Annotated in this window: 20 protein-coding genes; 13 read left to right on the forward strand and 7 right to left on the reverse strand. The window is 71.4% G+C overall.

What is annotated here, in order from left to right; genetic code table 11:
• Positions 1-34: 34 nt before the first annotated feature.
• The 3 genes from ACZ63E_RS32585 (at position 35) to ACZ63E_RS32595 (ending at position 2,312) form a co-directional block, all read left to right on the forward strand.
• Positions 35-310, forward strand: coding sequence for a hypothetical protein (locus tag ACZ63E_RS32585; RefSeq protein WP_465340022.1), 276 nt, complete (start codon positions 35-37; stop codon positions 308-310).
• Positions 311-447: 137 nt separating this feature from the next.
• Positions 448-1,305 (forward strand): phosphatase PAP2 family protein, encoded by an 858-nt coding sequence (locus ACZ63E_RS32590; RefSeq protein WP_465340023.1) that lies wholly within the window; start codon positions 448-450, stop codon positions 1,303-1,305.
• A complete protein-coding gene (locus ACZ63E_RS32595) occupies positions 1,302-2,312 on the forward strand; it encodes a YdcF family protein (RefSeq protein WP_465340024.1) in 1,011 nt (336 codons plus the stop codon). The genes ACZ63E_RS32590 and ACZ63E_RS32595 overlap by 4 nt, the downstream gene beginning before the upstream one ends.
• A gap of 34 nt (positions 2,313-2,346) precedes the next feature.
• Here ACZ63E_RS32595 and ACZ63E_RS32600 read toward each other — a convergent pair whose 3' ends face one another.
• The 3 genes from ACZ63E_RS32600 to ACZ63E_RS32610 all read right to left on the reverse strand — a co-directional run bounded on the left by ACZ63E_RS32600 (position 2,347) and on the right by ACZ63E_RS32610 (position 4,964).
• Positions 2,347-3,147: a polysaccharide lyase family 7 protein gene (locus tag ACZ63E_RS32600; RefSeq protein WP_465313465.1), complete on the reverse strand. Its 801-nt coding sequence runs from the start codon at positions 3,145-3,147 to the stop codon at positions 2,347-2,349.
• 187 nt (positions 3,148-3,334) lie between these two features.
• The gene (locus ACZ63E_RS32605; protein ID WP_465340025.1) at positions 3,335-3,814 is read right to left on the reverse strand and encodes a hypothetical protein; all 480 of its coding nucleotides are present in this window, start codon (positions 3,812-3,814) and stop codon (positions 3,335-3,337) included.
• A gap of 40 nt (positions 3,815-3,854) precedes the next feature.
• The gene (locus tag ACZ63E_RS32610) at positions 3,855-4,964 is read right to left on the reverse strand and encodes an NADH:flavin oxidoreductase (protein WP_465340026.1); all 1,110 of its coding nucleotides are present in this window, start codon (positions 4,962-4,964) and stop codon (positions 3,855-3,857) included.
• A 94-nt stretch (positions 4,965-5,058) separates the two neighbouring features.
• Here ACZ63E_RS32610 and ACZ63E_RS32615 point away from each other — a divergent pair, with 94 nt between their 5' ends.
• Positions 5,059-5,430: a MerR family transcriptional regulator gene (locus tag ACZ63E_RS32615; RefSeq protein ID WP_465340027.1), complete on the forward strand. Its 372-nt coding sequence runs from the start codon at positions 5,059-5,061 to the stop codon at positions 5,428-5,430.
• Here the strand turns inward: ACZ63E_RS32615 and ACZ63E_RS32620 are convergent.
• Complete coding sequence (locus tag ACZ63E_RS32620) at positions 5,375-6,325, reverse strand: NADP-dependent oxidoreductase (protein ID WP_465340028.1); 951 nt, start codon at positions 6,323-6,325, stop codon at positions 5,375-5,377. The two genes, ACZ63E_RS32615 and ACZ63E_RS32620, sit on opposite strands and share 56 nt — an antisense overlap.
• Before the next feature lie 81 nt (positions 6,326-6,406).
• Between ACZ63E_RS32620 and ACZ63E_RS32625 the strand changes: the two genes are divergently transcribed.
• Positions 6,407-6,940 (forward strand): TetR/AcrR family transcriptional regulator, encoded by a 534-nt coding sequence (locus ACZ63E_RS32625; RefSeq protein WP_465340029.1) that lies wholly within the window; start codon positions 6,407-6,409, stop codon positions 6,938-6,940.
• Here the strand turns inward: ACZ63E_RS32625 and ACZ63E_RS32630 are convergent.
• Positions 6,937-7,968: a LacI family DNA-binding transcriptional regulator gene (locus tag ACZ63E_RS32630; RefSeq protein ID WP_465340030.1), complete on the reverse strand. Its 1,032-nt coding sequence runs from the start codon at positions 7,966-7,968 to the stop codon at positions 6,937-6,939. The genes ACZ63E_RS32625 and ACZ63E_RS32630 overlap by 4 nt on opposite strands.
• 184 nt (positions 7,969-8,152) lie before the next feature.
• Here ACZ63E_RS32630 and ACZ63E_RS32635 point away from each other — a divergent pair, with 184 nt between their 5' ends.
• Genes ACZ63E_RS32635 through ACZ63E_RS32660 form a run of 6 tightly spaced genes read left to right on the forward strand, consistent with a single transcriptional unit; the run spans position 8,153 to position 15,280 of the window.
• Positions 8,153-9,463: an ABC transporter substrate-binding protein gene (locus ACZ63E_RS32635; RefSeq protein ID WP_465340031.1), complete on the forward strand. Its 1,311-nt coding sequence runs from the start codon at positions 8,153-8,155 to the stop codon at positions 9,461-9,463.
• Positions 9,460-10,392 (forward strand): carbohydrate ABC transporter permease, encoded by a 933-nt coding sequence (locus ACZ63E_RS32640; protein WP_465340032.1) that lies wholly within the window; start codon positions 9,460-9,462, stop codon positions 10,390-10,392. The genes ACZ63E_RS32635 and ACZ63E_RS32640 overlap by 4 nt, the downstream gene beginning before the upstream one ends.
• Positions 10,392-11,237 (forward strand): carbohydrate ABC transporter permease, encoded by an 846-nt coding sequence (locus ACZ63E_RS32645; protein ID WP_465340034.1) that lies wholly within the window; start codon positions 10,392-10,394, stop codon positions 11,235-11,237. Before ACZ63E_RS32640 ends, ACZ63E_RS32645 begins: the two co-directional genes overlap by 1 nt.
• A 31-nt stretch (positions 11,238-11,268) precedes the next feature.
• Positions 11,269-12,846, forward strand: coding sequence for a glycoside hydrolase family 43 protein (locus tag ACZ63E_RS32650; protein WP_465340035.1), 1,578 nt, complete (start codon positions 11,269-11,271; stop codon positions 12,844-12,846).
• Positions 12,847-12,878: 32 nt separating this feature from the next.
• On the forward strand, positions 12,879-14,069 hold the full coding sequence (locus ACZ63E_RS32655) for a glycoside hydrolase family 26 protein (RefSeq protein ID WP_465340036.1): 1,191 nt from the start codon (positions 12,879-12,881) through the stop codon (positions 14,067-14,069).
• The gene (locus ACZ63E_RS32660; protein WP_465340037.1) at positions 14,069-15,280 is read left to right on the forward strand and encodes a glycoside hydrolase family 26 protein; all 1,212 of its coding nucleotides are present in this window, start codon (positions 14,069-14,071) and stop codon (positions 15,278-15,280) included. The genes ACZ63E_RS32655 and ACZ63E_RS32660 overlap by 1 nt, the downstream gene beginning before the upstream one ends.
• 104 nt (positions 15,281-15,384) lie before the next feature.
• Here the strand turns inward: ACZ63E_RS32660 and ACZ63E_RS32665 are convergent, their stop codons facing one another.
• A complete protein-coding gene (locus ACZ63E_RS32665; RefSeq protein WP_465340038.1) occupies positions 15,385-16,254 on the reverse strand; it encodes an NmrA family NAD(P)-binding protein in 870 nt (289 codons plus the stop codon).
• Between the two features lie 86 nt (positions 16,255-16,340).
• On the opposite strand from ACZ63E_RS32665, the gene ACZ63E_RS32670 reads away from it, so the two are divergent.
• Complete coding sequence (locus tag ACZ63E_RS32670; protein ID WP_465340040.1) at positions 16,341-17,027, forward strand: TetR/AcrR family transcriptional regulator; 687 nt, start codon at positions 16,341-16,343, stop codon at positions 17,025-17,027.
• Here the strand turns inward: ACZ63E_RS32670 and ACZ63E_RS32675 are convergent.
• Positions 17,017-19,260, reverse strand: coding sequence for an RICIN domain-containing protein (locus ACZ63E_RS32675; RefSeq protein WP_465340041.1), 2,244 nt, complete (start codon positions 19,258-19,260; stop codon positions 17,017-17,019). The two genes, ACZ63E_RS32670 and ACZ63E_RS32675, sit on opposite strands and share 11 nt — an antisense overlap.
• 550 nt (positions 19,261-19,810) lie before the next feature.
• Between ACZ63E_RS32675 and ACZ63E_RS32680 the strand changes: the two genes are divergently transcribed.
• Entirely contained in the window at positions 19,811-20,050 is a 240-nt protein-coding gene (locus tag ACZ63E_RS32680) for a hypothetical protein (RefSeq protein WP_465340042.1), read from the forward strand.
• Positions 20,051-20,229 lie beyond the last annotated feature (179 nt).

The following is a 20,229-nucleotide window of genomic DNA, read 5'->3' on the forward strand; positions in this document are numbered from 1 at the left end:
GTGTGATCGACCGTGCCGACTAAAAGAGGGCGAAATGGCCAGCAGAGAACGGGCAGGCGACGCCGGGGACCCGGCCGCCTGCGATCCGGAGGACCTGCGGATCCTCACGGCCGAAACCGTGGCGGCGCACCGTGTGAGCGTTTATCTGCACCCCGACGACGCCCGGGTGCTGCGCCAGGGCCGCGTCGACGACGGCGCGGACGTCAACACCCGGATCCGGGCCCTGCTGGCGGTCTACCGCGCCGACGACCGGGTCCGCGAGCGGGTCGACGCCCTGGCCCGCAGCGCCTCGCGCCGCGGGCGGCACTGAGCCGATCGGGCCGGTCCGACCCGATCGGGTGATGGCCGCGCACCGTCCGTCGTGTTGGTTCCGGGCCGCCTTCGGTGTACTCCTGACGGCGGCGCCCCAGTGCGCCGTCCGGAGCAGCACTTCTCGGAGGAGGACCGGTGGTACCCGCTCGCCGCTGGCTGGTCGTCGCGCTCGTCTGCGTCGTCGTGGCCGTCGCCGTCTATTTGCTCGCCGTCTGGACGGTGCCCGGCCAGGAGCTGGAGAACGCGGCGTTGCGCGGGGCCGACGAGGCCGCCGCGGGGGACCGGGCCGTCGCCGACGAGGGACTGGGCCGGATCACCGTCTTTTCGCTCGCCGCCGCCGTCGTGCTGGTCGTCCTGGCCGGCCTGGTGCGCCGCCGCCCCGCCCTCGCCCTCGCCCTCGCCGCGGCCGGGGTGATCGTCGCCGGGCAGCTCGTGACGCAGGTGCTCAAGCGGTTCGTGCTGCCGCGGCCGCGGCTCGTGCCGCTCACCGGGCACTACGCCGCCAACAGCCTGCCGAGCGGGCACACCACGATCGCGATGACCGTGCTGTTCGCCGCCCTGATCGTCGTGCCCTACCGGTGGCGCGGCGTGGCGCTGTTCTTCCTGCTGTCCTGGGCGGTCGGCATCGGCGCGTACACGGTGACCGCGAAGTGGCACCGGCTGTCCGACACCCTGGCCGCCGACGCGATCGCCCTCGCGCTCGCCTGCCTGACGTCGTGGTGGCTCGCGCGCCGCGGAGCCGTGCGGCGCCACGAAGGCAAGCGCCGGATCCCGCGGGTGGTCGTCGTGACCTTCGCCGCGCTGGGCGGCCTGGTGTTCCTGGCCCTCGGCGGGGTCCTGCTCGGCGCGGCGCTGACCCAGGGCGGCTACGAGGCGACGTTGCGGGACAACACCTACGTCGTCTACCTGGCCGCGAGCTCGTTCGCGTCGGCCGGTTCGGTGGCGGCGGCGCTGGTGTTCCTGGCGACGTGGCGGCGGCTGGAGGCGGGGTGAACCCCGCGCTCTTCCCGCTCGCGGCGGCCGTCTTCTGCTTCGCCGTCTTCCTCGTCAGCTTCCTGCTCGACCGCCGCAAGCTGCGCAACGGCTTCTACCTGTTCTTCGCGCTCGCGTTCTTCGGCCTGGCCTTGCTGGCCCTGCTGGCGTCGATCTCGCCGGAAGCCGCGGCGATCGTCGGGTTCGGCCTGCTCGCCCTGGTGCCGCTCACCGTCGTGGTGCTCGCGGTCTTCCTGATCTGCAACGGCGTGACGATGCTCCGCCGCGAAGGCCGCCGGCCGGCGAACCTGCTGTCGCTGGCGGCCGGGCTGGGCATCGTGGCGCTCGTCGTCTTCGGGGTGGTCGTCGGGCAGCTCGGCTGGGCGCCGCTGGAAGTCGTCCGGGACAGCGTCGACGGCATCGTCGCGTACCTGTCGTTCCTCTTCGTCTGCTTTCTGTTGTACTCGCTCGTCTACGGCCGGGTCCGCAGCCGGCGGCCGCTCGACTTCGTCGTGGTGCTCGGATCCGGGCTGCTCGGCGGCCGGAAGGTGCCGCCGCTGCTGGCCGGCCGGCTCGACCGCGGCCAGCGGGTGCTGGACGCCGAACGCGCGAAAGGCCGCGCGCCGCTGCTGGTCACCTCCGGCGGACAGGGGCCGGGGGAGGAGGTCCCCGAGTCGCACGCGATGGCGGACTACCTGGTCGACCGGGGCGTGCCGCGCGAGCGGATCATCCTCGAAGACCGGTCGCGGACGACACGGGAGAACCTGTCCTACAGCGCGGAACTCATGCGGGCGCGGCACCCGGGCTACCGGTGTGTGGTGGTGACCAACAACTTCCACGTCCTGCGCGCGGCGTTGCTGGCGCGTGCGGTCAAAGTGGACGGTCAGGTCGTCGGCGCGCCGACGGCGTGGTACTTCTGGCCCAGCGCGACCCTGCGCGAGTTCGCCGCGATCCTGGTGGACCACCGGATCCTGAACTCGTTCGTGTGCGTGATGATCGTCGCGGCCAGCGTGCTGAAGGCAACCTAGCCCGCCGCCCGGTCGGGGCGGCGGGCCGGTGAGGTCAGCTGTGCGAGACGGTCAGGCCGTAGAACGCGACCCGGGCGCCCTTCGTCGTGCTGTCCGAAGAGGACTGGTTGTACGAGCCCGCCTTGAAGTACTGCTTGTACGCCTTGAACGACGACGGGATGCTGTAGTGCGTGGTGCTGCCGTTGACCGTGAGGTCGATGGTGTTGCCGCCGGAGATGCCGATCGTGTAGGTCCAGGTCTTGCCGATCGCGACGTGGCCGACGGTGTGCGGGGTCTGGCCGCCGTCGGGGGAGTTCTCCGTGCCCAGCACGATGTCGCCGCTCGCGCGGTAGTACAGCTCCAGCAGGGGTTTGGTCGACGAGCCGCCGGTGCCGAGGTGCACCTGGCCGACGCAGACGTTCGACGTCACCGACACCACGCGCAGGGTGGCGCTCAGCTTGTGCGACCCGCTCAGCGACCAGTTGGCGGCCGACCCGCTGCGGTTCATCTCGCGCAGCTCGGAGCGCGCGTAGTTGGAGTTCGGGGTCGTGACACCCTTTTCCGGCGCCCAGAAGGTCATCGCGCCGTCGCGGGTGTCGGTGTAGAAGTAGCTGTCCTGGAAGCCGTTCGCGCCCTGCAGGCGCGAGGAGGAGATGGTGGTCGGCGACCCGGGTGACCCGACCGGCTCCTGCAGCTGCCAGACGCCGAGGTCGAAGTTGCCGCCAGGCGCCTTGGCCGGATCGGCGAGGACGCTCTGGCCGATCGCACCGCCCGAGGGGCCGGCGAGGGCGGGCAACGCGGTTCCGGCGGCCAGGGCCGGAACCGCCAGCAGGACGAGCATGGCACGCACGCGCATCTTGGGTGTCCTTTCGCGACGAGGACCGGAACGGAGCGTGAGCACACTCCGTCCCACCATTCGTTCACGGGTGTGAATAAATGGTCTGGACAACCCGGCGGCGAAACTGAAGGTTAAGAGGCGGCTCGCATCGTGTCAAGCATTGACAGGGTGCGCTGGAAGCGTTTACCGCGCCGGCCGCGAGCGCCTACGGGTTGTCGGGCGAGAAGGTGACGGCGCCCGCGCCGTCGTGGCCGTTGATCTTGCTGTGCCAGGTCAGCGTGTACCCCTCGCCCCGCCGGCCGGTGACCGTGTAGTCGACATCGCCCGCGGCGGACGTCGCGGTGAACGTGCCGGCCGGGGTCCACGTGCCGCGCGAGATCTCCTTGTCGCTGGTCTTGGTGAGCCAGCGGCGGACGTCGTCGGGAGTCGCGGTGAGTGCGACCCCCGCTTCGACCACCGTGTGGTCGGCGTAGAACCGCAGGTACGTCCGGCTGTTGTCGGCCGGGTCGCCGACGTAGAGGCCGTCGGCCCGCGGGTTGAACCCGCTCGCCTCGGTGGGGCCCGGCGCCGACGTCGCGCTCCCGCCGGTTGTCGGCGCCGACGACACGATCTCGCCGGACGTCGACCCCGGGGCGCAGGCCGTCAGCAGGAGGAGCGCGGCGGCGAGGGCTGGGGTGGCCTTCATGGGTGACCACCCTAGCCCGGCCGCCCGCCGCTCACCGGTCCTAGTGGCGGGTGCCCAGCGCCGCCGGGGTGAAGGGCGTGATCTCGGTTTCGCGGCCGGCCAGGACCTTCGACGCCCACGACGGGTCGGCGAGCAGGGGGCGGCCGACGGCGATCGCGTCGAACTCGTCGGCCTCCAAGCGGTCCAGGACGCCGTTGATGCTCGTCGCCGTCGCGGTTCCGCCTGCCGTGAACTCCGTGTCGAGCCCGATCGAGCCGACCGTGATCGCGGGTTTGCCGGACAGCTTCTTCGCCCAGCCCGCGAGGTTGAGGTCGGAGCCGGCGAACGCGGGCTCCCAGAACCGGCGGGTCGAGGCGTGGAAGGCGTCGGCGCCCGCGGCGGCGAGCGTCTCGAGGATGACGCCGAACTCCTCCGGTGTCTCGGCGATCCGGGCGGTGTAGTCGTTCATCTTCCACTGGGAAAGCCGGACGACCACGGGGAAACCGGGCGACACCGCGCGGCGGACCCCGGCGACGACCTCGGCGGCGAACCGGGTCCGGGCGCGCAGGTCGCCGCCGTAGCCGTCGGTGCGGTGGTTGGTGCCCGCCCAGAGGAACTGGTCGATGAGGTAACCGTGGGCGCCGTGCAGTTCGACGCCGTCGAAGCCGAGGCGTTCGGCGGCTTCCGCGGCGTCCGCGAACGCCTGGACGACGGCGTTGATGTCGGCCTGGGTCATCGTCCGGCCCGGCTCGCCGGGGCTGCCGTCCGCCGACACCGGCACGCCGGACGGGCCCATGGCGGGCGCGCCGGGGTGCGGCACCGGCCCGGGCTTGCGCGTCATCCCGACGTGCTGGAGCTGCGGGAAGATCACGCCGCCGGCCTCGTGGACGGCGTCGGCGACCCGGGACCAGCCGGCCAGGGCCTCGTCGCCGGAGAAGTGGGACACCTGGTCGTGCTCGCCGGCCGACGGGTGCCCGACGTAGCTGGCCTCGGTGATGATCAAGCCGACACCGCCGGCCGCGCGCCGGGCGTAGAAGGCGGCGACCTCTTCGGTCGGAACGCCGCCGGGGGACTGCGCGCGGGTCATCGGCGCGAGCGCGATCCGGTTCGGGACGGTGAGCTCGCCGAGCGTGAGCGGGCGGGACAGGAGGTGGTCGGCACGGGTGGTCACGGGGATCTCCTTCAGGTGAGTTCCCTGCTACGCTAAAACCTCACGTGGACGTGAGATTCAACCTCGAGTGCGGCAGATCACTTCGGGAGCGGCGATGCGGATCGGGGAACTGGCCGAGAAGTCCGGCGTGAGCGTGCGGGCGCTGCGGTACTACGAAGAACGGGGCATGCTCGTCCCGGAGCGCAGCGCGGGCGGGCACCGGCACTACACCGACCGCGGGGTGCAGCTGGTCTGGCTGATCCAGCAGTTCTACGCCGCCGGGCTGTCCAGCAAGTCGATCCTGGAGATCCTGCCGTCCGTCGACACGGGCGAGGCGACGCCCGAAGCGCTCGCGGTGCTCGTCGCCGAGCGCGACCGCATCGACCGCCAGTTGGCCGAGCTGACGAGCACCCGGGAGAAGCTCGACCACGTCATCGCGAACGCGTCGGCGGCGTCGTGCTCGCACGAGTGCCGTCCGGAGGGGTGAGCACGACGAGCTTTCCCCGCCGTGGCCCGGTTTCCGCGGCGGTGTGGGCGGCGGCCGTGTCCTCGAGCGGGAAGACCGTCTGCACGGGCACGCGGAACGAGCCCTCGGCGAAGAGCCGCGCGGCGACCGCGAGGCCGTGCCGCCCGTCGGGCTGGCCACCCAGCGTGCCGACCGACACCCGGACGCCATGCTCCGGCCCGCTGAAGTCGGCGAGCGTGACAACCGAGGACGGCGAACCGGTCAGCGCCACCAGTTCCGGGAGCGAGCCCTTTCCGGCGACGTCGAGGGCGGCGTCGACCGGGCCCGGCACCCGGCCGGGCAGTCCCGGGCCGTAGGGGACCGGTGTCGCGCCCAGCCCGGCGACGAACTCCTGGTTGCCCGGCGCGGCCGTGCCGACCACGCGGGCGCCGCGGGCGAGGGCGAGCCCGACGGCGAGACTGCCGACCCCGCCGGAAGCGCCGTCGACGAGCAGGGTCGACCCCGCACCGACGCCGAGCAGGTCGAGCGCGCGGGTGGCCGTCTCGATCCCGGAGGCCGCCGCGCCCGCCTGCGCCCACGGCATGGCCGGCGGTTTCGGCGTCCAGAAGGCGAGCACCGCGAACTCGGCCGTCGCGCCACCGAGCCGGGCGAGGTCGACCGAGCCGAAGACCTCGTCGCCGACCGAGACGCCGTCGGCGTCCGCCTCGTCGACCACCCCCGCCGCGTCGACACCGGGAATGTGCGGCAGGGAGAGAGGCGAGCGTGACTTCCCGGCGCGGATCGCCAGGTCGACCGGCGACACACCGGCCGCGCGCACGCGGATCCGCACCTGCCCCGGCCCGGCGTGCGGCTCCGGCAGGTCGCCGACGGACAGGACACCGGGCGGGCCGAACCGCTCGAACCGGGCTGCGAACACGTTTCACTCCAGGGAAGTTCCGGCGGACTGGTGGTGTTGACGCTAGGAGTGACCACCGGAGGCCGGGGCGAAGTGAGAGCCGTGCACGAGCAACTGACGCAGAACCGGCGGGCGGACGCCGAGCGCAACCGCCGTCACCTGGTTTCGGTGGCCCACACGACGTTTTCCCGGCTGGGCACCAAAGTCCCGGTCCGCGAGATCGCCCGGCGCGCGGGCCTGGCCCCCGCGACGGTGCACCGGCACTTCCCGTCCCGCGACGACCTGGTCGCGGCGGTTTTCGCCGAGCAGGCTTCGCGCTGCGCGGGACAACTGAGCGCGGCGCTGGCCGACCCGGACGTCCGGCGGGCGCTGACCCGGACGTTCCACCGGTTCGGCGAGTGGCAGGGCCCGCTCACGGACGCGATGCGGGCGAACCCGGCGTACGCGGTTTTGGCCCGTGAGCACGGTGCGGTTTTCGCCCGGCTGGTGGACCGGGCGCGCGAAGCGGGCATCCTGCGGGCACCCGCCGAAGACGTCCGGCTGGGTTTGCAGGCGTTGACGTCGGTGCGCGCGTCGCCGGGAGACGCGGTGCGGCGCCTGACCGGCGTGGTGCTTTCCGGCCTGCTGACCCCCTAGGCACCGGCCCGGCCGTGGGCCGGGCCGGTGCTGCCGCGGACGATGAGGTTCGTCGCCAGCTCCGCGCGCCGCGCTCCCAGCGGCTCGCCCCGGATCAGCGACAACAGCATCCGGGCCGCCAGCGCGCCCATCTCCTGGAGCGGCTGGCGGACCGTCGTCAGCGGGGGTGCGGTCCACGGGGCGAACGGCAGGTCGTCGAAACCGACGATGCTGACGTCGTCCGGGACGCGCAGACGGCTCTCGTGCATCGCCTGGTAGGCGCCCAGGGCCTGCAGGTCGCTGCCCGCGAAGATCGCCGTCGGCGGGCTGGGCAGGGAGAGCAGCGCCCTCGTCTGCTCGTAGCCCTGCTGGTGGCGGAAGTCGCCGTAGCGGATGTACGGCGGGTGGTGGGCGATGCCCGCCGTGTCCAGCGCCGCGTGGTAGCCCGCGATCCGGGCCCGCGTGCACATCAGCTGCTGCGGCCCGCCGATCACCGCGATCCGGCGGTGACCGTGCTCGATCAGGTGCTGGGTGGCGGCGAACCCACCGTGCCAGTTGGTCGCGCCCACCGACGGCACCGACTCGTCGGGCTGGCCGACCGCGTCCACCACCACGAACGGGATCTCCTGGCGGGCCAGCTCGGCTCGTTGGTAGCTGCTCAGGTCCGACAGCACCAGGATCGCGCCGCGGCACCCGCGCAGCGCCAGCGAGTCGAGCCACTTGCGCGTCAGCGTCGAATTCGAGTGCACGGCGGTGAGCGCGATGCTCATCCCGGCCTCCTGCGCGACCTTCTCGGTGCCACTGAGGATCTCGACGGCCCACGAGCTGTCCAGCTCGTTGATCACCAGGTCCAGCATCGTGACGGCCTTGCGAGGACGGCGGCGGGCCGCGGCCGGCTTGCGGTAGCCGAGGCGGGCGACGACCTGCTCGACGCGCGCCCGGGTCTCCGCGGCGACGTCGGAGCGTCCGTTCAGGACCTTCGACGCGGTCGGCACGGACACCCCGGCCGCCTCGGCGACGGCGGCGAGCGTCGCCCGGGAAGACTCCATCGAAACGCTCCGAAACCTGTCGAAAGTCGGACCTCGGCCTGACGTCCACGTTCGTATTCAACCACGTCACGGGCCCATCCGAGCTTCGAAAAACTACGCAACTTTCGAAGCCGGATGCGTTGACCGGCGACGTCGGAGGTTCTTAGCGTGAGCGCCATTCCCCGGGCCTCAAAGGAGAGCAGCCATGAACCTCAGCCGTCGAGGGTTCCTGATCGGCAGCGGCGCGGCCGCACTGGCGCTGGCCGCGGGCTGCGCGAGCGACGACGGCGGAGGCGGTGTCCCGCAGGCCGCGCCCGAGGAGAAGGCGCAGCTGACGTTCTGGACGTTCCTCGACAACACCGCCGAGGTCGCGAAGTGGAACGCGAAGAACCCGGCGATCCAGGTCAAGGCCGAGAAGGTGCCCGCGCAGGACTACTACGCGAAGCTGCAGGCCGCCGTGAAGGCCGGCAACGCCCCGGACATCGCGCTGGTCGAGTACCAGTTCCTGCCCACCATGGTCGCCGCCGGCGCGCTCGCGGATCTCACCGGCAAGGTGAACGGCGACCTCCAGGGCCGGTTCCCCGAGTGGGTCTGGCAGCAGGTTTCCCGCGAGGGCAAGCTCTTCGCCGTCCCGCAGGACATCGCGCCGATGGGGATGTTCTACCGCAAGGACGTCTTCACCCAGTACGGCCTCGCCGTCCCGAAGACGTGGCAGGAGTACGCCGACGCCGCGGCCAAGCTGCACGCGGCCGACCCCGCCCACGCCATGGCCACCTTCGCCACCAACGAAGCCGGGCACTGGGCCGGGTTCGCCTGGCAGACCGGGTCCCGCTGGTTCGCCACCCAGGGTTCGGACTGGCGCGTCACCATCGACGACCAGCGCCAGAAGCCGGCCACCGACCTCTGGCAGGACTTGATCACCCGCAAGCTGGTCAAGGCCGAGCCGGACTTTTCGACCGGCTGGATCAACGACCTCACGACCGGCAAGGTCGCCACCTGGGTCGGCCCGATCTGGGGCGGCTCGTACCTCAAGGGCAGCGTCGCGACCGCGTCGGGCAAGTGGGCCGTCGCGCCGATGCCGCAGTGGGACCTCGCCGCACCGGCCGCCGGGAACTGGGGCGGCTCGGCGATCGCCGCGACGTCGAGCAGCCGCTACCAGGCGCAGGCCGCGAAGTTCATCGAGTGGCTCAACACCGACGACGAGGCCGTCGCGTCGCTGATCAAGGTGTCGTCGATCTACCCGGCGGACAAGACCCACCTGACCTCGCCCGCGTTCACCGAAGCCCAGGACTACTTCGGCGGCCAGCGGATCTACCAGGACGTCTTCGCGCCCGCCGCCGCGCAGGTCAAGCCGGACTTCCTCTGGGGACCGACGATGACCGGCACGTTCTCCTCCTTCACCGACGAGTTCGGCAAGGTCGCCGGGGGAGCGCAGACCCTGGCCCAGGCGCTGTCGGCGGTCCAGGCGCGCACGGTGTCGGACATGAAGAGCCAGGGCTTCACGGTGGCGGCGTGACCGCCCTGGCCGACCGGGTGGTCACCCGCGCCGCGCCCGTCGTGCGACGGCGAAGGCCGGCCCGCACCGGGTACTGGTTCCTGACGCCGTTCCTGCTGTTCTTCGGGGTGTTCTTCGTCCTGCCGATCGGCGTCGCGGTCTACCAGAGCCTGTTCACGCCGACCCGCAGCGGCCTGCTGGGCCGCTCCGGAACGGCGTTCGCCGGCCTGGCCAACTACGGCCGCGTGCTCGCCGACGGCGAGTTCTACGCCGGGCTCGGCCGCGTTCTGCTCTACGCCGTGGTCACGATCCCCCTGATCACCGCGATCGCCGTCGTGCTCGCGCTGATGCTCGACTCGGTCGTGGTGCGGTTCCGGAAGTTCTTCCGGCTGCTGGTGTTCCTGCCGTACGCGGTGCCCGCGGTGATCGCGACACTGCTCTGGTCGTTCTTCTACCAGCCGCAGTTCAGCCCGATCGTCCGCGCGTTCGACGCGCTCGGCGTGGGCTCGCCGGACTTCCTCGGCGCGCACACCGTGCTGTTCTCGATGACGAACATCGCGGTCTGGGAATGGGCCGGGTACAACATGATCATCGTGCTCTCGGCGTTGCAGGCGATCCCGACGAGCGTCTACGAGGCCGCGCGCCTCGACGGCTGCGGCGAAGTCGCCATCGCGCTGCGGATCAAGCTGCCGATGGTGCTGCCCGCGCTCGGCCTGAGCTTCCTGTTCTCGCTGATCGGCGCGTTCCAGTTCTTCAACGAGCCGACCGTGCTCAAGCCCGTGTCGGCGGCGATCAGCGGTACCTACACGCCGAACATCTACGCCTACACCAAGGCGTTCGCTGAGGGGCAGTCCGGTTACGCGGGCGCGATCGCCGTCGTGCTCGCGCTGGTGACGTTCCTGGGCAGCCTGTACTTCCTGCGGCTCGGCCGCCGCGGAGGGGTGCTCTGATGATTCGTCCGAAGTGGACGTCGATCACGTACGTCGTCCTGGCCCTCGCGTCCCTGTACTGCGTGGTGCCACTCGTCTGGCTGGCTGTCTCGTCCACCAAGGACAGCCGGGAACTGTTCAGCACCTTCGGCTTCTCGCTGCCGGAGAACTTCTCGCTGTTCGGCAACGTCCGCCAGACCCTGTCCTACGAGAACGGCATCTACCTGCGCTGGACCGCCAACACGCTGCTCTACGCCGGAGGCGGCGCCCTCGGCGCGACGCTGCTCGCGGCGATGGCGGGCTACGCGCTGGCCCGGTTCCGCTTCCGCGGGTCCGGACTCGTGTCGTGGCTGATCATCGGCGCCGTCCTGGTCCCGGCGACCGCCTTGGCCCTGCCGCTGTTCTTCCTGATGGCGAAGATCGGGCTGCAGAACACCGTCTGGTCGGTGCTGCTGCCCAGCTTCGTCTCGCCGCTCGGCGTCTACCTGTGCCGGATCTACGCCGTGTCCGCGGTGCCGCCCGAACTCCTCGAGGCCGCGCGCATCGACGGCGCGTCCGAATGGCGGATCTTCCGGCAGGTCGTGCTGCGGATCATGGCGCCGATCCTGGTCACCGTGTTCCTCTTCCAGTTCGTCACCATCTGGAACAACTTCTTCCTGCCCCTGGTGATGCTCAACTCGCGCGAGCTGTTCCCGCTCACCCTCGGCCTGCAGGACTGGAACACCCAGCCGCAGGTCGGCGCCCAGGTCATCCACCACCTGGTGGTGACCGGCTCGCTGCTGGCCGTCGTCCCGCTCGTCGTCTGCTTCCTGCTGCTGCAGCGGTACTGGCGCCAAGGGCTGGCCGCCGGTTCCGTCGTCGCCTGACCGACCCACGTCCCGAACCCGGGGGAGACCCATGCCCTTCGACGCCCCGTCCGTGCCGAACCCGGTGCTGCCCGGCTGCCACCCCGACCCCGCGATGATCCACGCCGGCGGCGAGTTCCTCATTGCGAACTCGACGTTCCAGTGGTACCCCGGAGTGGTCCTGCACCGCTCGGCCGACCTGGCCACCTGGACGCGTGTGCCGCACCCGCTCACCGACCTCGACCTGGCCGGCGTCCCCGACTCCGGCGGCGTCTGGGCCCCGGATCTGTCCTATGCGGACGGTGTCTTCCACCTCGTCTACACGAATGTCGCTTCGTACAATGTGGACGGCTTCTACGACACGCCGAACTTCCACGTGAGCACACCTTCGATCGACGGGCCGTGGTCGGCGCCGGTCCCGCTGCACTCGCTCGGCTTCGACCCCGCGCTCTACCACGAGGACGGCCGCGCCCACCTGCTCTCGATGGAGTGGGACCACCGGCCCGGCAAGCGGCACTTCGCCGGGATCATCCTGCAGGAGTTCGACCTCGCCGGGCGGACGCTCACCGGCCCGGTGCACCGGATCTTCGCCGGCACCGACCGGGGCATCACCGAAGGCCCGCACCTCTACCGCCGCGACGGCTGGTACTACCTGGTCGTCGCCGAGGGCGGCACCGGCATCGGGCACGCGGTGATCGTCGCCCGGTCGCGGTCGCTGCTCGGGCCGTACGAACCCGACCCGGCCGGCCCGCTCCTGAGCAGCGACGACGGCCCGCTGCGGAAGGCCGGGCACGGCAGCTTCGCCGTCGACGACCAGGGTGACTGGTACATCGCCTACCTGGTCGGGCGGCCGGTGACCGCGGACGGCCGGTGCGTCCTCGGCCGCGAGACCGCGATCCAGCCGCTGTCCTGGCTCGACGGCTGGCCGCGCGTCCCCGGTGGTCGCCCGGCCGCGACGCTGCGGACCCTGGCGCCGCGCGCCGAGCGCGTCCCGCAGCTGCCCGACGGGTTCGGCGAGGAGACCCTCGGGATGGACTGGCAGACGCTGCGGCGGGCGCCGGACAAGACGTGGTGTTCGCTGACCGAGCGGCCCGGCTGGCTGCGGCTGCGCGGCGGGCAGTCCCCGGCCAGCCGCCACGGCGTCAGCCTGGTCGCCACCCGCCAGCTGTGGCACGGCAGCCGCTTTGAAGTCGCGCTCGACGCCGACCCGCAGGACTACCAGCAGCTCGCCGGGCTGATCCACTACTACGACACCGGCCTGTGGCACTGGCTGCACCTGACCCGCGAGGACGGCGTCCGCTGCCTGCGCGTCCTGTCGTCGGACCACGGCCGGCTGTCCGCGCCCGGCGATCCGGTGCCCTGGCCGGACGCGGGCCCGATCCACCTGCGTGCGGACGTCCGGGACGCCGAGCTGCGGTTCTTCGCTTCCGCCGACGCCGGTGACTGGCGGCGCGTCGGCCCGGTCCTGGACGCCTCCATCCTCTCCGACGAGTACGCCGAACGCGCCCCGTTCCCCGGCGCGTCCCCGATCACCGGCTTCACCGGCGCCTTTTTCGGCGTCTGCGCCACCGATCTGACCGGCCGCGCGTTCGTGTGCGACGCCTCCGCGCCGCACCTGGGCCGGTTGTAGCCCGACCGTCCGACTCAACGAGGAGTTGCCCGATGAAACGTCTCCTGACCGCCGTGCTGGCGGCGGTCCTGCTCTGCACCGGCCAGACCTCGGCCGACGCCGCGACCACCCGGATCCGGCTGTTCGTCGGCCAGGACTCCGGCACCCTGTCCGACTACCACCGCGACGTCGTCAACGCGGGCGCGCCGCAGCCGGGCGGGGTGACGCTGTACACGAACCTCGTGCTGGGCGGGAACCCCGGCCCCCTGGCGGGCATGGACGGCCCGGTCGACTTCGGCGCCGGTTCGATCGACTTCCCTCGCAGCCTCACCGAGTTCCCCGGCGCGTCGCTGGCCGTCGGGCTCTACCTGTCCGACACGGGCAGCGGGTGCGGCAACCAGCCGCTGCGCGCGATCATCGGCCGGGGCGACGCCGACGTCACCGCGGGCAACCCGAACCTGATCACGCAGTACCGGTCCAAAGTGGACGAGATGGTCACCAAGCTGAAGAACTACAACCGGGACGTCTTCCTGCGCATCGGTTACGAGTTCGACGGTCCGTGGAACTGCTACAACGCCGACTTCTACAAAGCCGCGTTCCGGTACATCAAGTCGCGCATCAACGCCCTCGGCGCGACCCGTGTGTCGACGGTCTGGCAGTCGGCGGCGTGGCCGATCGACGAGCAGCCGCAGCACCCGGAGTACAACTACCTCATCACGGCCGCGAACCACTTCGACGTTTGGTACCCGGGTGACGATGTCGTCGACCGCGTCGGGATGTCGTACTTCTACGGTGCCGCCTACAAGAGCTACCAGTGGTCGTGCGGCGCAGAGGCGACCACGCCGCGTTCGGTGCAGGACCGCGTGCTGCAGTTCGCGCGGGCGCACGGCAAGAAGGTGATGATCGCCGAAGCCGCGGCGCAGGGCTTCACGACCGGCGCCAAGACGGCGAGCTGCATCTTCTCGAAGAACCCGCGGCCGGTGTCGGCGGACACGATCTGGAACACCTGGTACGCCGACTACTTCGGCTACCTGACAGCGAACCGGGACGTCATCGACTCGGCCGCGTACATCAACACGAACTGGGACGCGCAGACCCAGTGGCAGTGCAACGGCGCCCCGGCGGGCCAACCCGGCTGCTCGAACGGCTACTGGGGTGACTCGCGCGTCCAGGCCGATCCGACGATCAAGAGCCGCTGGATCAGCGAGATCCGCAAGAGCCAGTACGTGAACGGGGCCGCGTGATGAAGCGTCTCGCGATCCTTTTCGCTGTACTGCTGGCGTTTTCGACAGTGACTCCGGCCTCGGCCGCGCCCGCCCGGTTCCTGCTGGCCGGGCAGAGCAACGTCGCGGCGTACCAGGACCTCCTGTCGACCGGCGTGACCCCGGCCGGGGGATCGGTCTATTACGGCGTCCGCGACGGCGACTTCGCCGGGCAGTCCGGCTCGTCGTCGCACCGGGCGTACGCCGACTTCCTCACCGCACGGCGGCAGGCCGTGGAGGTCGGCATCAGCTGGAAGGACAGCCCGCCGGGCTGGGACGGCAATCCGGGGACGCAGCTGCAGGCGTCCCGGCAAGCGACCGCGGACATCGCGAACGGCCGCTACGACGGGCAGTTCTCGCGGCTGATCGACTACGTCGCGGCGCATCCGGCGTCGACCTTCTACCTGCGGCTCGACTACGAGGTGAGCAGCGCGTTCCACTGCGCGAACGGCACCGACTGCAGTACGTACAAGGCGGCGTTCCGGCACCTGGTTTCGCTGGTCAAGGCGCGGACGCCCGGCAACGCGAAGTTCGTCTACCACCCGGTGCGTGGCGAGTTCGACAAGCTGTACCCCGGTGACGACGTCGTCGACTGGGTGGGCTTGAGCGTGTTCGACCAGGATCTGTGCCAGCCGTTCTGGGAGAACGGCACGGCGTACTGGAACGGCGAGCAGAACACGGCGAACCGCACGTGCATCGGGTATTACGACGACCTGGTCAACGGCAACCGCAACGCGATCCGCCACGAGTACCCGGTGGACCTGAACATCCTCCGGATGCTGTGGTGGGCGCAGCACCACGGCAAACCGGTGCTGCTGGCGGAAGTCGGCGTCCAGCGGATGCAGGCTTCGCTGTCTTCGGACGGCCGGCAGGACGACACGAACTACGAGTCGTTCGTGAACCGCCTCGGCAGCCTGCTCGGCTACCGCGGCCCGCTCCCGAACGGCGTGCTCGACGGTGTCCAGACGCAGTTCCTGGGCCAGGGTTACGACCTGTCCGGGGTGGTCGGCGGCATGACGTTCATCAACCTCGACTGGCGCTACGGCTTCGACGGCAAGCTCACCTCCGGGCAGCCGTTCGCGTTCCCTTCGACGTCGGGATGGTTCGTCAACTCGCTGCTGAGCGGATACCCGCGTGGCCGCTCGGCCTTCTGCGCGCTGCTCGCAGGACAGGGGTTCACCGCGCGGTGCTGACGGCCTCGCTGCCGCGAATGACTCGTTCGGGACCTCCGACGACCGCAACGAGTCATTCGCGGCACGTCCGGCTTCCTCGGTTTCGATCGGCTTGGCTACCGGCCCTAAGCCGATTCTCGGCGAACAAGCGCTTCGAGCACCGAACGCGCCGAGGTCGCCGGGCGGCCCAGGAGCGTCTCGAGCGCCGGGTCGGTGACCGCCATCTCGCCGGCCCGGGCGGCGCGGAACATGCCGAGGGTGAACTCGGCCGCCGCCGCGGGCATCCCCTGCCCGGTGACCGCCGCCGTCCACTCCTCGTCGTCGACGACGATGCGCTTGATCGTGCGGCCGGTGAGGTCGCCGACGATGTTCGCGACGTCGGCGAAGTCGAGCAGCTCGGGGGCGGTCAGGGGCGGGGTCGGGCCGTCGAACGCGCCGGGGCGGGTCAGCGCGAGCGCGTCGGCTTCGGCGAGGTCGTCGTGGGCCGTCCAGGAGACCGGGCCGTCGGCCGGGAGCCGGAGCTCGCCCGTCCGCAGCGCGTCCGCGAGGTAGTACTCGAACGTGCTCGCGTAGAACCCGTGCCGCAGCGCGGTCGAAGCGACTTTTTGGGCCGCCAGATGGGTTTCCGTGGCCGCGTGCTGCCGGCCGGGGTCGAAGCGGGAGTCCGCCGAGGCCATCTGGTGGCTGGTGTACAGCACGCGCGACGCGCCCGCCCGGACCGCGGCGTCGATCGCGGCCTGGCTCGCTTCGGCGGCCTGCGGGCCGCGGATCGCGGCCGAGACGACGAGCACCTGGTCGGCCTGCTCGAACGCGGCGTCGAGCGTGGCCGGGTCGGTGAAGTCCCCGGCGCGGACGCGGACACCGCGGGCGGCGAGCCCGGCGGCGGCGCCGGGGTCGCGCACGCTCACCCCGACGGTGTCCGCGGGCACGCGGCCGAGCAGGTTTTCGACGATCCGGGAGCCGAGGCGGCCGGTGGCGCCGGTGACGACGATCATGGGTTCTCCTCTGTGAATCACTGGTTCACTTTCGACGATACCACTGATCCGAACCAGTGGTATCGCGATCCTGATACCATTGGTTCATGCAGGGAGAGGCCGCCGTCGACGTCCGGTCCGGGATCATCGCCGCCGCGGCCGAGCTGCTCCACGACGACGGGGCGCGGGCGGTGACCACCCGCGCGGTCGCCCAGGCGGCGGGCGTGCCGCCGCCGACCATCTTCCGGCTCTTCGGCGACAAGGACGGTCTGTTGCGGGCGGTCGCCGAGCACGTGATGGCCGGCTACGCCGCGGGCAAGGCGGAGCAGGCCGCGGGGGAGAACGGCGACCCGGTCGACGACCTGCGCGCCGCGTGGCGGGCGCACATCGCGTTCGCCCTCGCCAACCCCGAAGTCTTCCTGATGCTCGCCGTGCCGGGCCGCCTGCGGGACTCGCCCGCGACGGCGGCCGGTGCCGAGGTGCTCCGCGCCCGGGTCACGCGGGTGGCCGCCGCGGGTCTTCTCGCGGTGCCGGAAGCGCGCGCGGTCGACGTGATCCACGCGGCCGGCACCGGCGCCGTCTTCACCCTGCTCGGCCGCCCGGAAGACCGGCGTGACCCGGCGCTGGCCGAAGACCTGCTGACGGCCGTCCTCGCGACCGTGCTCACGTCGGTGCCGGCGCCGCCGGCGTCCGATCCGGGCGCGGTGGTCAACGTGTTCCGCGCGGTGATGCCGGAGCTGGCCGTGCTCACCGACGCGGAACGCGCGCTGCTGGCGGAGTGGCTCAGCCGCTGACCGACCACCGCTGGCCGTCGGCTCCGGCGCCGGCCTGCTGGGTGACCCGGGCGCCGTCGGCGGCGGACGCCGTGGTCAGCGTCAGGCCACTGTGGACGGACGTGAGTGTGACGGTGCCGTCGGCGCGCCGGACGGCGGTCCAGTGCTGGTTGTCCCCGCCGGTGCAGGGCCACTGGATGACGGCCGCGCCGGCCGTCGTGCGCCCGCCGTCGACGTCCGCGCACAGGCCGGACTCGGCACTGCGCAGCTCGTAGGACCCGTCCGGCTGCCGCGTGAAGGTCCAGCGCTGGTTCGCGCCGCCGTTCGGGGTCCACGTGACCAGCTGCGTCCCGCGCGTGGTGCTGTGGCCGGGAACGTCCAGCGCCTTGCCGCCCGCCGTGAGGACGTGGGTGCCGTCCAGGCCGCCGGCGGTTCCCGCCGGCGTGATGGCGAGCGTCTGCTGCGCCGCGGTGCGGCCGCCGCCCACCGCCGAGCCCGTCCGGTCCGTCCAGTGGCGGACCGGTGTCGTCTCGGCCGGCTGTCCGGTGGTCGCCGGCAGGCCCAGCACCAAGCCGCTGTAGCGGTTGACCAGCCGGTAGGCGCCCGACGGGCCGGGAACGACGAACCACTGCTGACCCACGGCCGGGCCGCCGGGGCCGGCCGCCGTCACCGTCGGCGCGGTGCCCCACGCCCGCGTCGCCGCGGAGGCGGAACCCACGCCCAGGAGGTGCCCGCTCGCGGCGTTCGTGATCCGGTACGAGCCGTCCCCGTTGCCGGTGAACGTCCACGCCTGCGCGGCGGACCCGTCGCCGGCCGCGACCGACGTCGTCGCGGAGCCGCCGGGAGCCTGAGCGAGCACCCGGCCGGCGCCGTCGGCGATCCGGTAGGTCTTCGCCGGGTCGAAGGGAACCGGCGCGCGCCGCGGGTTGTCGATCGAGACCTCCACGTACTCCCCGGAAGCGTCGCCGGAGCAGCCGAACGAGCAGTAGGCGCGGAAGTCCTTGCCGACGATGGTGGAGCTCGTCTTGTTCGCGGAGTCGACGAACCACCGGTACCAGGACGCGGTGTGGTAGCCGCCGGTGGTGCCGATCGGGAACCACTTCTGCGTGGCCAGGTCGTCGGTGGCGTAGTACTGCTGGGGCGCGTTGCCGCTCTGGTCGACCGCCTGCGGTTCACCGATGTAGAGGCCGAGGTAGGCGTTGTAGGTGATGTCCATGACGAACAGCGGTGAGGTCGCGGGCATCTTGCCCGCCGCGACCTGCTGGTCGGCCGTGCCGGTGTTGGCGGGGTTGTACTCCTGGGCGGGCGGGGTGTAGCCGGCGGGGTTGTCCGTGCCGGCCGGCACCTGGTTGCTTTCCCTGCCGCCCACACCGGGTTCGGTCCAGGCGCCGTCGTACCACTTGCGCCAGGAGCCGGGCGCCATCTTCGAGGCGATCGGCGCGCGGGCGACGTGGGCGTAGAACGCTTTCCAGCTCCCGTTCTTGTCGACCACGCGCGAGCCGTAGAAGACGTAGAAGTACCCGGAAGCCGCGTCGACGTAGAGGCGCTGGTCGCCGTCGCCGTAGTAGTAGGTCTGGTTCGGGAACGCCGTGGTGTCGCCGCGCCGGGTGCTGTACGGCGAGGTGAGGACGTGGGCCTTGATCGCCCAGGTCCGGCCCCGGTCGGTCGAGACCGCGTAGTCGATCGCGTCGTAGTGCAGGCCGTCGCCGAACGGCTGCGGCGTGAACTCGTTGTGCACCAAGCCGTACCAGTCGCCGGTGTCCGGGTCGACCCAGGTGCCGACGAGGTCGCAGTAGTTCTTCTGCGCGTACCGCGACCCCGAGGGCGCGGCGGTCGACTCCACGCCGGTGGGGCTGGTGTTGCAGCGCCAGGTGGTGTTGTTGTTGCGGTCGTCGGGGTTAGCCGGGTTGACCGCGTCGCTGACGGCGTTCCTGGTGAAGCTGTCGAAGTCGCGGCCGCTGTAGAAGTCCCATTCGCGCGGGTCCGTGGCGCCGTAGAGGGCGGCGGACTGCTGGAAGTAGAACGTACCGTCACGGTCGACGTACGGGGACGCGGGGGAGTCGGTCGGGGTCGACCACGGGTGCGTCGCGCCGACGGAGACGGTGTAGCCGTCGGTGGGCGGTGTGGCGGTGGGCGTGGTGGTGGCGGGCGTGGCGGCGGCGGGTGGGGCGCCGCTGACCAGCGCGGCCGCGGCCACGGCGGCCAGGAGGGCGTGCGAGCCGCGCCGCGCGCGGGACGACCGGTCAGGACGCATCGGAACTCCTCGATCTCCGCACGGGCGGGTGGTCGGCGTGCTCGCAGTCTGCACGAAGATGCACAAAGTCGCAAGAAACTACTCGAAATCAATCAACATCAGTCATGGGTGTGATCGGTGCTCCGGGCGTAGAGGGTGGGGTGCCCGCTGCGGGTGCCCGGACGTCGACCCGGGGGGAAATCGCCGATTTTCTTGGTGGAAAACGAAAGTCCGGCTATTCGTGCCACGTCCTGGGTGGCGGGTGGATGTCCGGTTCGACGAATTCGACGGTGGTTCCTGGCTGACCGGCGTCCGGCTCCCGATCGCTTGCCTGGATTGGGAATGTGAAGAAGTTTTTGGCGGCGGGATAGTTTTACGAGAGGGCACAAAAAGGCAACAACTGTGCATCTCACTCTTTCGAGTGGATTGATGTTCACGGCGAGTCAGAGGTGGTCAAACTGGTAACTCCGATGGCGGATTTCGCGACTGTCGGGACGTCTCTTGTTCGCGATCGGTCACCAGGTGTGGCCGGTCCGACGGAAGGTCGGTGTCCGTGGGAGCTCATGGTCCGATGTCCCTGGTCACCCGGCGCCGGGTCGCCGGCGCGCGGGTCCGTCCCGCCGTCCGCAACCGGTGGCTGCTGTTCGCCTTGGTGGTCCTCGCCGTCGTCCCGGCCGACGAGGGCGGCGGCGCGTGGGCGATGGCGGGAGTCTTCGCGGCGGCGGTCGCCGTGGCGCTGACCCACCGAGCGTTGACCCGGGCGGCCGCGAAGCTACAAGCCGCACTGGACGACGAACTCGACACGCGGTAGCCCGGGTGGGCGGGCGCGGCTCCGGTGGGATCTGGTGCGAGGCATCGGCCGATGCAGCTCCGGCGCACCCCGACCCCAAACCAGGCCCGCCGCGACCCTGACCCGCCTCCACCGAAACACGGGGTGCGGCGCCCGACCAGCGTGGTGCTTTCCAGCCCGCTGCCCCATTAGTCACAAAA

The sequence above is a fragment of the Amycolatopsis sp. NPDC104819 genome (assembly GCF_055583145.1).